We start from the raw sequence: 12,810 nt of genomic DNA on the forward strand, positions 1-12,810 counted from the left end.
TTAACTATATAGAACTCTTGTTCTCAATTATACTAACAATAAAATTAGGCTATGCGAAAGATATTTTTTGTTTTGGCTATGTTATTGCAATCCATATTCTTGCATGCATATATAGTAAAAGGATTTGTGGTTGATGAAAAGGGTAAACCGATACGGAAAGCCTTGGTTATCGGACGTAACAGTATGAAGAAGGTGGTTGTCGGGGTTGAAACCGACCCATCGGGGAAGTTTTCATCGGCAAACGTTACCGATTCTATATTGGCAATCGAAATATCGAAAGAGGATTATACCACGGTCTACATCAGGATATCTGGTACTGACGGTGAGTTTGTAGATTTGGGTACAATAGAACTTAAACCCATGGAAGTAAGTTTGGGAGAGGTTGTTGTCACTGCCCAAACGGTCATTCAAAAGCCGGACAGATATATTATCATCCCGTCAAGAAGGGAGTTGGACCGGGCAGCCAACGGTTTGTCACTGTTGAGCGACATGCAATATAAAATGCCGGGACTGACGGTGAACGAGTCCTTGCAATCGGTTCAGGTGGATAATGCGACACCTGTTTTTAAGATTAACGGAAGACCGTGTAGCCTAAGTCATTTCTTGGCGTTAAACCCGCAACGTATCTTACGTATTGAATACCATGACAATCCTGACGTAAGATATGAAAACCGCAGGGTGATTAATGTGATACTCAATCCGAGAGGTGATGGGGGATCGGTCATCGCCAATGTGCTGACAGGGGCTAATGCTGGTTTTCTCAATGGCAATATTGGTTTGGGGTATTATCGCAAGAAATCCGTATGGGAACTCAATTATAGCACCAACTGGAGAGATTACGATGAGAGGGAAATAAACTCTTCCTGTGAGTTTATCGGACGGAATGCCCCAGTCTTGAGAGAAAGAAACGGAATACCCGGCGACTTCCGCTACTGGTGGAATACGATATCATTGGGTTATACCTATATGCATGATCCTAATACGGTTTTTGCGGCAAAGGCCGGTTTTGGAATTGAGAATCAAAAGATGGATGAAGATTCATGGAACACGCAGCAATATATGGGTAACCTGTCACAATATCAGAACCTGACGCACAAAAAATTGAAATACAGTTCGCCCAGTATCGATTTGTTCTTTAGGAAGCAGATAGACGAGACACAATATATTGAAGCCAATGCGTATGGCATATATGGGTCGGGCGATTATAACCGTAGATACATCAACTTATATCAAAGGCCGTTGCCCGATGATTCCGTACTGTCGCTAACAAACGATAAGTCGTGGCGTTTAACTGCCGATATTATGTATTCTAAAACCCTCAAGAACCTTGTCGCAGCCTTGGGAATCAAGGAGTATTATAACAGTACCGACAACGAACAGACAGAGAATGGGATTTTAGGTAAGGGTAAAATCACTCAGAACAGGCTGTCGGTGTATGGTCAACTACAGGGAAAAATCAAGCGTTTGGGTTACAGTCTAAGTGCTATCGGCATTTACAATCATGCCAACAACAACTCGTACAAGACAGATGCTGTAAGGCTGAAATCAAACATCGTTGCCAATTATCCGCTATCACAACGTCTGACGTTGAATTATCTGCTGATGCTCGAACCGTCGTTGCCGTCAGTTACGCAGCAGTCTGCCTTGATACAAAGGGTTGACGACATTACCATCCGGCAGGGTAACCCAGACCTGAAACCGTCTTCCTATATTAGGAACAGGGTATATGTACGATATGCCGATAAACGTTTTACGGGTTCCTTGTGGGCTTCTTACAGCAGGACACAGAAGCCTATCTACTACGCTTATAGCTATATCAGTGATGTTTCAAGTCCGTATTATGACATGTTTATGAGTCGCCCTGTTAACGGACAGCACAACGACCAATTCAATCTTGAGTTGAACTTAGCGGCACAAGAACTTTTCGGGTTTGCGACAGTATGGGGGAACGTAGGTTGGAATAATTTGCATATCACCATGACGGATAAGAGTTATGTCAGGAATCGGCTGTACGCATCCCTGAATGGGGCGTTGTCTTTCGGAAATTGGCTCATAACTGCTATGTATCAGATACAGCCCGACTATAATTTGTCAGGAAACTCATACAGCACAAAGGATAGGTGGAACACAATCAAGGTTCAGTATAAGCATAAGAACTGGCACTTTTCACTTACGGGGGTGAACATGTTCACAAAGCGAGGCAGTGTTTATGAGAATATCGTCGTTTCAGACGTCCATCCCGAAGAATACAGCCAATGTATCAGGGACAATGCTAATATGCTGTTGTTGGGCGTGAGTTATAGACTTGATTTTGGCAAGAAACGAAACAATACCAAACGTTCCTTGAACAATGAGGGAATAGAACGAGGAATTGATATTAATTATTAAAAGCGAGTTTTGAAAAAATTTAAATTGTTTTGGCAAATGGAGAGTACAGACTGTGGAGCCGTATGCTTGCAGATGCTCTGTGCATTCTATGGAAAGCCTATTTCGCTACAATATATAAAAGAGGGTCTTAGTATATCTCGTATTGGCATAACAATCAGAGATGTTAAGACTATAGCAACAGAATTAGGCGTTTGTACATATTATTTTAAGTAACTTTTATAGAAACTTCGCCTGCTATATCGATTTTAATTCGTAATTTTGTCGCCTAAGACAAGATTGTAGATATGACACTGGATGCATTGACCGCCATCTCACCGATAGATGGACGTTATAGGAACAAGACGGTTGCCTTGGCCGATTATTTTTCGGAGTACGCACTTATTCGTTATCGTGTACGCGTTGAGGTAGAATATTTCATCGCGTTATGCGAGTTGCCCTTGCCGCAGTTGGCATCGTTCGACAAAGCGCTGTTCAGTCGTTTGCGGGATGTTTACCAGCATTTTGATGAGGCATCTGCCCAACGTGTCAAGGACATCGAGCGTACGACCAATCATGACGTCAAGGCCGTGGAGTATTTTCTGAAAGAAGAATTTGACAAGATAGGTGGACTGGACGCTTACAAGGAATTCATCCATTTTGGCTTAACGTCGCAAGACATCAATAACACCAGCGTGCCACTGTCTATCAAAGAGGCGCTGGCAGAGGTCGTTGTTCCGCAGGTGGAAGAGCTGATTGGTCAGCTGGAGCAGTATGCCGAACAATGGAAAGACGTTTCCATGCTGGCCAAGACACACGGTCAACCTGCGTCGCCCACCCGCCTAGGCAAAGAAATTATGGTGTTCGCCTACCGTCTGTGCGAGCAGTTGGAGCAGTTGAAGGCCTGCAAGATGAGTGCGAAGTTTGGCGGGGCAACCGGCAATTACAATGCACATCATGTCGCTTATCCGTCCATCGACTGGAAAGCATTTGGCAACCGTTTCGTTGAAGAAGTGCTCGGACTGCACCGTGAGCAGTTTACCACCCAAATCAGCAATTACGATAACATGGGGGCTGTGTTTGATGCCATCCGCCGTATCAACACCATCGTCATCGACTTGGACAGAGATTTCTGGATGTATATCTCCATGGAATATTTCAAACAGCAAATCAAGGCTGGCGAAGTAGGGTCGAGTGCCATGCCTCACAAGGTGAATCCCATTGACTTTGAAAACAGTGAAGGCAACTTAGGCATGTCCAACTGCATTCTGCAATTCTTGGCGCAGAAGCTGCCTGTGAGCAGGTTGCAGCGCGACTTGACAGATTCTACCGTCTTGCGAAACGTGGGCGTTCCATTGGGGCACACCGTCATCGCCATTCAAAGTACGCTGAAAGGACTTCGCAAGCTCATCCTGAACGAAGACCGACTTAGTGAGGATTTGGACAACACATGGGCTGTCGTGGCAGAGGCCATACAGACCATTCTTCGTCGAGAGGCTTATCCGCATCCTTACGAGGCATTGAAAGCCTTGACGCGCACCAATCAGAAAATGACCGAGCAAACCATTCACGAGTTCGTGCAAGGACTGGATGTCAGTGATGAGGTGAAAGCCGAGTTGATGGCCATCACCCCTCACAACTATACGGGTGTATAAAGGCTCGTAGAGAAAATATGAAGGGTACATGTGATAGCGTGAAATCAAAATAATAAGTAGATATATATAAATAAGGTAGAAAGTAACAAAAATCATTTTAAAGGGATGGCTCGCTCGGAGCTGGTCATCTCCATTTGAGAAAGTAGAAATAAGGCCGTGAGGCTTATGATTAAAAAAGAAAAAGAACAAAAAATATGGATTCAGAATTAAACAAAAATCTTCAAGAACAATCATCAGAACAGCAAGGTTCAGCTCGGGAGGGCTACGAAAATCACGCAGACAACAATCAACGCGACTATCATGGCGGAGGAGAGCGGACACGTCGTCCCCGAATCCAGAGTCAACGAACATACAGCAGCAATCGCCCAGAGCGATTAAACCAGGCAGGGGGCTTCCGTCCTGAAGGATTTGGCAGCAATTTGCAGACCAATGAGGAGGGTGGCGCACAGCAACGTGCTTATCGTCCCCGCTTCAATCAACATGGTGAGCAAGGCGGTTATCGTCCCCGTTATCGCAGTGAGGGTTATCAACCTCGCCAGCAGGGTGGCTATCGTCCGCGCTACAACAACGATGGTGAGGGTGGCTATCAACCTCGTCAGCAGGGTAGCTATCGTCCTCGTTACAACAATGATGGTGAAGGTGGTTATCAACCTCGTCAGCAGGGCGCTTATCGTCCACGCTTCAACAACGATGGTGAAGGAGGCTACCAACCCCGTCAGCAGGGTGGTTATCGTCCACGTTACAACAACGATGGTGAAGGAGGTTATCAACCTCGTCAGCAGGGTGGCTACAATCGAGGTGGCTACGGCAATAGGGGTAAACAGCAGTATGGCGGCTACAACAATCGTGGCGGCTATCGTCAGCGTACACCCGATTACGATCCCAATGCCAAGTATAGCTTGAAGAAGCGCATCGAATACAGTGAACAGCATGTAGATCCCACCGTGCCCGTTCGTCTGAACAAGTTCTTGGCGAATGCCGGCGTTTGCAGTCGTCGCGAGGCCGATGAGTACATCCAGGCCGGTGTGGTCAAGGTGAACGGCGAGGTGGTGACGGAACTGGGCACCAAGGTCATGCGCACCGATGAGGTGGTGTTCCATGACCAACCGGTATCTCTGGAGAAGAAAGTGTATGTGTTGCTCAACAAGCCGAAGGACTGCGTCACCACCAGCGATGATCCGCAGCAGCGCAAGACGGTGATGGATTTGGTGAAGAACGTGTGTCCAGAGCGCATCTATCCGGTTGGACGACTGGACCGCAACACCACGGGCGTGCTGCTGCTGACGAACGATGGTGACCTGGCCAGCAAGCTGACCCACCCCAAGTATTTGAAGAAAAAGGTGTACCATGTGTTCCTGGACAAGAACGTGACGGCTCACGACATGCAAAAGATTGCAGAAGGTATAGAACTGGAAGACGGAGAGGTGCATGCAGATGCCATAGAGTATGGCCATGACACCGATAAAAACCAGGTGGGCATCGAGATTCATAGTGGTAAGAATCGTATCGTTCGCCGCATCTTCGAGAGTCTGGGCTATCGTGTCATCAAGTTGGATCGCGTTCAGTTCGCCGGGTTAACTAAGAAAAACCTTCGTCGAGGCGACTGGCGGTTCCTGACAGAAGAAGAGGTGAACATACTTCGCATGGGAGCATTTGAGTAGTTGAGATGTATAGTGGACAAGTGGACAAGTTCACGAGTTGACAAGTTGATGGTTCTATAATGTCGCTCTATAATCGACTGCGAATGCCCCAAGCCATCAGTAATAACTCGTGAACTCGTAAACTAGTCAACTCGTAAACTAAAAAAATACAAACAATGAAACGTACAAAAGTTGTTGATGTTCTGAAGAGCACCGACTTTGGAAAAGAAGTGGTGGTAAAGGGATGGGTACGTACCCATCGCAGTAGTAAGGCAGTTGATTTCATTGCCTTGAATGACGGTTCTACCATCAAGAATATACAGATTGTTGTTGATCCGTCAAAGGTCAATGCCGATACGTTGAAGAGTATTACAACAGGTGCTTGCCTCTGTGTTACCGGTACCTTGGTAGAGAGCCAAGGCAAGGGGCAGCGCGTGGAAATCCAATGCAAGGACATTGAGATTTATGGCCTTTGTGGCAGCGACTATCCCATGCAGAAGAAAGGACAGTCGTTTGAGTACATGCGTCAGCATGCCCACCTGCGCCTGCGCACAAATACCTTTGGCGCCGTGATGCGCGTCCGTCACAACATGGCCATCGCCATCCATCAATATTTCCACGAACACGGGTTCTTCTATTTCAACACGCCCTTGATTACAGCCTCTGACGCTGAAGGCGCCGGTGAAATGTTTCAAGTGACCACGCAGAACCTCAATGATTTGAAAAAGGGGGAAGATGGAAAGGTGAGCTACGAAGATGATTTCTTTGGCAAGATGACCAGTCTCACGGTGAGTGGACAGTTGGAAGGTGAGTTGGGAGCCACGGCTTTGGGGCAGATTTATACATTCGGGCCTACGTTCCGTGCGGAGAACTCGAACACGCCTCGTCACTTGGCCGAGTTCTGGATGATTGAGCCAGAGATTGCTTTCATCGACTTGCCCGAGTTGATGGATCTCGAGGAAGACTTTATCAAATATTGTGTGCGTTGGGCCTTGGACAACTGTAAGGACGATCTTGATTTCCTCAATACGATGATCGACAAAACGCTGCTGGAACGGTTGCAGGGCGTTTTGAAAAATGATTTCGTGCGATTGACCTATACAGACGGTATCAAGATATTGGAAGAGGCGGCAGCCAATGGACATAAATTTGAGTTCCCCGTGTCATGGGGAATGGACTTGGCCAGTGAGCATGAACGTTTTTTGGTGGAACACCACTTTAAGAAACCGGTCATCATGTACGACTATCCCAAGGACATCAAGGCCTTCTACATGAAGGTGAACGAGGATGGCAAGACCGTTCAAGGTACCGACGTGCTCTTCCCGCAGATTGGTGAAATCATCGGCGGGTCGGTGAGAGAGGAGAATCTTGAGAAACTGACTTCTGAAATCGAACGTCGCCACATTCCGATGAAAGACATGTGGTGGTATCTCGACACGCGTAAATACGGCACTTGCCCGCATGGAGGCTTTGGTCTGGGCTTCGAACGCCTGATTCTCTTTGTGACTGGCATGCAGAACATTCGGGATGTCATCCCGTTCCCGCGTACACCGAAGAACGCAGAATTCTAATGATGTCCAGCCATGCGCCATGGATGAATTCGTGTCAGTCATGGCGTGATGGTGCATCAGCCTTCCGTGAAATGGGTGTTCATCTTAACTTCATTTTCAGGTAAAACAGGAAAACAGCTAACCTATTCTGTGAAATTAATATATAATTTGTGAACATTACAATACCATTTCAATTATGTAATCACATTCTGTTATACGGAAATGTAAATATAACTGACGGGTTATGCTTCGTAAAATGGCGGGAATAAAAATTTTGACTAAATTAAAAAAAAGATGCATTTTATTTGTTAGTTCTAATATTTATCTATATATTTGCACCGAAATAATTTGCCTGAAATACGGTTACTATGTACATAAATGACGTTTATTGGTATGAAAAAATTATTTGTGTTGGCTTCTTGACCAGAATCCAATGCAATATTAGCTAAGTATATATTTTAATTTTTATTGTTTTATTTAATTTTTATATCGTATGAGAAAGAAATTTTTAAGTACGCTGCTGATGGGAGCTTTGATTACAGCTTCTGTAGGTACGTTTACATCTTGTAAGGACTACGATGATGACATCAACAATCTGCAAACACAGATTGACGGTCTCAAGAAGTCACTTGATGAGATTAAAAAACTGATTGAGAGTGGTAGCGTGATTACCAGCGTAGCACCTATTAATAATGGTGTGAAAGTTACGATGAGTAATGGCAAAACATTCGAGATTACTAATGGTAAGGATGGTAAGGATGGTGCAAACGGTACTGTTTGGACTATTAACGATCAAGGCTATTGGGTTAAAGATGGTGTAGTTACCGAGTATAAGGCACTTGGTAAGGACGGTGCTAAGGGTGACAAAGGTGACCCAGGCGTAGCTGGACCTAAGGGCGACAAGGGCGTAGCTGGACCTAAGGGCGACAAGGGCGAAGTTGGACCTAAGGGCGACAAAGGCGAAAAAGGCGACAAGGGTGCAGATGGTAAGTACTATATTCCTAATGCACAGACAGGTAAGTTTGACTTAGTAGAAAATGGTAAGACTACTTCAACAGACATCTCTTTCTTGGCTCCTGGTACAATCACAGCTGTTAAGGATGCTGATTTCTTGAAGTTGTTTAACGTTAAGGGGGCAGAGTCTGATCCTGTTATGATTCCTCTGACAAACAGCTTGAAATCTCTTGTATTCGTTCCTGATTTCTATTACAAAGGCATTCAGGCATTCGACTTTAATACATTTACTTTCAACGCCAAGACAGTTAAGAGGGTAAATGCTGATGGCGACTTTCGTGAAGATAAACCAGAGGTAGGCGATGAGGTTGTGTCTTCTCCCGATTTGGCTGCCACTTATCACTTGAATCCTACTAACGCTAAGATGAAGGAGGATTTAGCTAAGTATAGCTTTATAGCTTTCAATAAAGATTATACTCGTGCAGGTGCAGATGTATCTTCAGCTTTCACAATGAAGTCTGTTGATTTGTCAAAGACGGGCTATGCTACTGTACACGCATCATACAATGGTGATGTGATTAAAAATATTGCACTTGATGATCAAGTGACAGTGCTTGCTTTGCAGTACACTGACGACGATGCAACAGTTACATCAGACTACGCAGCTGTACGCGCCAATACGTACACGGGTCTTGTGCTGAACAATCCTAAATATGCTCCCCAGAATGATGATACTCCTTCTTGGTTGTATAAAACAGCTCAGGATGCCATTGATAACGATGCAACAGTGCAATTGGCATGGAATAATGACAAGGGTATTGATTTGCGTGAATATGTAAATACTCGTTATCAATATATGAAAGCTGATGGCCCCGTTGGTGCATATTCTGATTGGGACAAAAATGCCGCTGATGGAAAAGTTGAGAAGTCTGGCTACAAATACACATTCGAATTGGTAGGATGGTACGATGGAAACAACCAGACCTCAGTAAGTGCTCATGCAGCAATTGCAAAGGATGGTTTTACACTTCGTGCACAAATGCCAAAAAATGGTAAGCAGCAAGCTTATGCATACAGCGAGGAAGAGGGTAAAAAGAACAATGAACAGAACCAAGCAACTATCGATCGCGAACCTTTGGTACGTGTTATTTTGACAGATACTAATAATAATAAGATTGCTGCCGTTGGTTATTTTAAGATTAAAATTGTTGCTCCACAAGATATTCCAGCAGATCCACAATTGTATACTTACGATGTACCTGTAGTTGATCAAGACTATACAATTGCTTGTGGTGATGAGAACGTTCTTGAAAAGACGTTGCCGTGGCATGAAGTTGAAGAGTCGATTATTGCTAAGCTTAATATGTCTAAATTAGACTTCGAAGATAATTACAAACTCGAAGGCAACATTGATGATGCAACACAGTTCGATGCGGCTGCTCCTAACGCTAGTCCCGCAACCGAGAAAGTTGGTGTAATTGCTCAGACAACAGCAGACGTTGAAGGTACTCAGACTGAGGTGTTGAAGTGGACTGTTAAGAACGGACAAGCTTGGGCCGCATTCAAGGAAGGTAAGACAACTCTTTCTACTTACGTTCGTTACAAGAAGACAGGTGCTAAGGGTAAGTACGATTACTTCTATGTGAAGTTTACATGGACTCCTAAGAACATAAACATCACACCCGAAACTAACTTTGGTGATGCTAATAAGATTCAGAAATATTGGTATGCTGAAAACAGTAATATCGGAGGCTCTGGATACATGGATATTCATGGTAACGTAGAAGTAGTTGGTAGCACAGATAATACAGTTATGAATGGTGCAGTGACTGCTGCTGCTGATGATGAGTATGTTTTCAATATAAAGAATGCTTTGCTTGGAAATAAGCTTACCGTTGATGAATTGAAGGCTCCTTATGCAGCTTTGAATGCAAGTCTTAATCTCAAGTTTGCTTTTGTTACTGGTAAAGGACTTTATGCTAACGAAGATGGTACAAAAGTTTATGCTGAGAAAGCTAAGACAAATGAGGTTGCTTCTATTGATCCTGCTACAGGTGTCGTAACTTATTCCAAGAATGAAACCGCATTGAAACTCTTGAATGCTTATGACCATTCAGACCTTGCTAACACTGTTACTGCTGTAGTTGAAGTTAAGGCTTCTATCTGTGGCAATACTGCTGTGCCTGTGAAGAATAGTAAATTTAATGTGAAGTTCCTCCGTCCTGTTGATGTGAAAAATGCAACTGCCGAATTTACAGATGCTGAAACCAATGGCTCTACGGCTGATTTGCATTTGACATTCATGGATTGGCGTGATCACGACTTTACAGATGCAGCTAAGACCAAGGGTGAAAACTATTGGAAGTACTATGGAGTTGAGTCTATCGATCTTGATATGGCTAATGCAGAAACTAACTTGGATGGCTCGATGAAGAAACTTTCTGACGTTACTAAGAAATTAAAATTCTCTTACAACAAGCCACAGACTGCAGCAGAAATCCAAGCTCGTAAGTTTGGTACGATTACTTATGAGAATAATGGTCTGACCGTAGCTGGTTTCATTGTGAACATTCCTGCAAAAATCAAATATCATTGGGGAACAATCAATGTAACTGTTAAGTGTACGGTGGGTAAAACTCAGAACAATGCAAAGCGTCATTAATTATTTGACATACGCTTAATATTATAAATAGGCAGGCATGATTAGCATGCCTGCCTATTTTCTTAACATACTATATGATGAGGAAATTTATTTCTTTTATTTCATTTTTGCTTTTCCTTTCGCTTGGGCTTTTCGTAAGTTCATGTAAGAAGAAGCCTGCTCCTCAGACTAAGACTGCATTCGAAGTATCTTTAACTAATCAGGATTCTTTAGAAGTGATACATTTGATTGATCAGTTCTTTCAATATGCTGAGTCCGGAGACGCAACATCAGCTGCTGGCATGTTAGTAAAACTTGACAATCGTGATGTGTATTCCGAGCCACAGCTGTTGGATAATGAAGAGCTTAAAGACATGGTTTCTTTGCTCAAATCGCTTCCAATTCAGAGTCATCGAATTGATTACTTAAAGTTCAGCGAGACCTATGAGAATGAAGCTAAAGTTACGGCTGTTATCATGCCAGCTCACGACAATGTTCCTGAAGTAAAGACGGTATTTTATTTTAAGCCAATTGTCTATCTTGGGAAATGGAAGTTGAGCGTAATTGATAGTCACTCTGATGATAAGACTATTATTGATAAGGATAAGAAAGACTCAATGGAATCTGAGTATGCAACAGAGATGAGACATAAAGAACAGCATTAAAAAGACATTATAAAGATGAAAAATTATAAGATTTTAATCGTTGCGTCCATGCTTTTAGGCATTGGAACAACAATGTCGGCACAATCCACCTATACGGATAAAGCCAACAACGAATATCAGTTTAAGAAACATGCTTTCCTGAATCTTCAGGGTGGTGCACAGTACACACTTGGCGAAGCTAAGTTTGACAAATTGTTGTCTCCAAATGTACAGTTGGGTCTTGGTTATCAGTTCTCACCTGTCTTTGCATTGCGTTTGCAAGCCAATGGCTGGCAGAGCAAGGGAGGCTGGAATGGTTATGAGTTGGCTCGTACCGGTAATCCATACACTGCTGACTATAAATTTAATTATGTGGCTCCAGGTTTGGATTTGATGTTTAATTTATCAAATTTATTCTGTGGCTGGAATCCTAACCGCGTATTCAACGTAACAGCTTTCGTAGGTGGTGGTGCTAACATCGCATGGAAGAATGATGAGGTGAATGCCATTGCCAAGACCTTGAAGAATTTAGACAACTATCAGTTGCAGAATTTATGGGATGGTACTAAAGTACAGCCTTATGGTCGTGGTGGTGTTGAGTTAGCTTTCCGTTTGGGTGATGCTGTTAGCTTCTTGATTGAGGGTAATGCCAATATCCTCAGCGATAAGTACAACTCTAAGAAAGCCGACAACCCTGACTGGTACTTCAATGCATTGGCTGGATTCCGCATCAACTTGGGCAAGACTTATAAGAAGACAGAGCCCATGCCAGAACCAGAGCCAGTTGTAGAAGAGCATGTTGCTCCGGCACCTGCCCCAGCACCAGTTCCTGAGGTTAAAGAAGAAGTGGTTGAAAAGAAAGTAGAACCTTTCCGTCGTGACGTATTCTTCTTGATTAACTCTGCCAAGATTCGTGCTACAGAAGCAAACAAGATCAAGGAAATGGTTGACTATCTCAATGCCAACCCCAACGCAAAGGTATCTGTTACGGGTTATGCTGATGCCGGTACTGGTAACAATCGCATCAACGATCGTTTAGGTCGTCTTCGTGCACAGATTGTTGTAAAGACCTTGAAAGTGAAATATAACATTGCAGCCGACCGAATCATCTCTGATTCGAAGGGTGCTCGCGTACAGCCATTCGCACAGAACAAAAAGAACCGTGTGACCATCTGTATTGCCGAGTAATAGCGGTTATATTAGTCATATAAACATAGGGAGAGTCTTTTTCAAGGCCCTCCCTTTTCTTTTTCAATAATTATGTGTAAATTTGCGTAGTAATTACTTAAGGGCGGTTCTATCAATTAGCTTTGTCAGTTTGCGAGGCTGTTTTGGTGGTCAATTTGTTCGTGAGTGAAGGAG

Annotated in this window: 8 protein-coding genes; all 8 read left to right on the top strand. The window is 43.8% G+C overall.

The annotated features are described in order from the left end of the window. The first annotated feature begins 51 nt into the window (after positions 1-51). The 8 genes from HMPREF1254_RS09040 (at position 52) to HMPREF1254_RS09070 (ending at position 12,636) form a co-directional block, all read left to right on the top strand. On the top strand, positions 52-2,388 hold the full coding sequence (locus HMPREF1254_RS09040; protein ID WP_023058349.1) for a TonB-dependent receptor: 2,337 nt from the start codon (positions 52-54) through the stop codon (positions 2,386-2,388). 24 nt (positions 2,389-2,412) lie between these two features. After that, positions 2,413-2,601, top strand: coding sequence for a cysteine peptidase family C39 domain-containing protein (locus tag HMPREF1254_RS12525; RefSeq protein ID WP_408939370.1), 189 nt, complete (start codon positions 2,413-2,415; stop codon positions 2,599-2,601). Between the two features lie 71 nt (positions 2,602-2,672). After that, positions 2,673-4,019 (top strand): adenylosuccinate lyase, encoded by a 1,347-nt coding sequence (gene purB / locus HMPREF1254_RS09045; RefSeq protein ID WP_023058359.1) that lies wholly within the window; start codon positions 2,673-2,675, stop codon positions 4,017-4,019. A gap of 194 nt (positions 4,020-4,213) precedes the next feature. Further along, positions 4,214-5,680, top strand: coding sequence for a pseudouridine synthase (locus tag HMPREF1254_RS09050; protein ID WP_023058344.1), 1,467 nt, complete (start codon positions 4,214-4,216; stop codon positions 5,678-5,680). Between the two features lie 155 nt (positions 5,681-5,835). Beyond that, positions 5,836-7,230: an asparagine--tRNA ligase gene (asnS, locus tag HMPREF1254_RS09055; RefSeq protein ID WP_023058369.1), complete on the top strand. Its 1,395-nt coding sequence runs from the start codon at positions 5,836-5,838 to the stop codon at positions 7,228-7,230. A gap of 472 nt (positions 7,231-7,702) precedes the next feature. Continuing rightward, entirely contained in the window at positions 7,703-10,825 is a 3,123-nt protein-coding gene (locus HMPREF1254_RS11500; RefSeq protein WP_023058333.1) for a collagen-like triple helix repeat-containing protein, read from the top strand. Positions 10,826-10,899: 74 nt separating this feature from the next. After that, on the top strand, positions 10,900-11,469 hold the full coding sequence (locus HMPREF1254_RS09065; protein WP_036875103.1) for a hypothetical protein: 570 nt from the start codon (positions 10,900-10,902) through the stop codon (positions 11,467-11,469). Positions 11,470-11,484: 15 nt separating this feature from the next. Beyond that, the gene (locus tag HMPREF1254_RS09070) at positions 11,485-12,636 is read left to right on the top strand and encodes an OmpA family protein (RefSeq protein WP_023058356.1); all 1,152 of its coding nucleotides are present in this window, start codon (positions 11,485-11,487) and stop codon (positions 12,634-12,636) included. The last annotated feature ends 174 nt before the right edge of the window (positions 12,637-12,810 follow it).

Source organism: Prevotella sp. BV3P1 (assembly GCF_000479005.1).
GTDB lineage: Bacteria > Bacteroidota > Bacteroidia > Bacteroidales > Bacteroidaceae > Prevotella.

What these genes read in the sequence shown, in the direction of transcription:
- HMPREF1254_RS09065 (WP_036875103.1), top strand. Translation starts at nt 10,900, where the DNA reads ATGATGAGGAAATTTATTTCTTTTATTTCATTTTTGCTTTTCCTTTCG.
- HMPREF1254_RS09040 (WP_023058349.1), top strand. Translation starts at nt 52, where the DNA reads ATGCGAAAGATATTTTTTGTTTTGGCTATGTTATTGCAATCCATATTC.
- asnS (WP_023058369.1), top strand. Translation starts at nt 5,836, where the DNA reads ATGAAACGTACAAAAGTTGTTGATGTTCTGAAGAGCACCGACTTTGGA.
- HMPREF1254_RS11500 (WP_023058333.1), top strand. Translation starts at nt 7,703, where the DNA reads ATGAGAAAGAAATTTTTAAGTACGCTGCTGATGGGAGCTTTGATTACA.
- HMPREF1254_RS09050 (WP_023058344.1), top strand. Translation starts at nt 4,214, where the DNA reads ATGGATTCAGAATTAAACAAAAATCTTCAAGAACAATCATCAGAACAG.
- HMPREF1254_RS09070 (WP_023058356.1), top strand. Translation starts at nt 11,485, where the DNA reads ATGAAAAATTATAAGATTTTAATCGTTGCGTCCATGCTTTTAGGCATT.
- purB (WP_023058359.1), top strand. Translation starts at nt 2,673, where the DNA reads ATGACACTGGATGCATTGACCGCCATCTCACCGATAGATGGACGTTAT.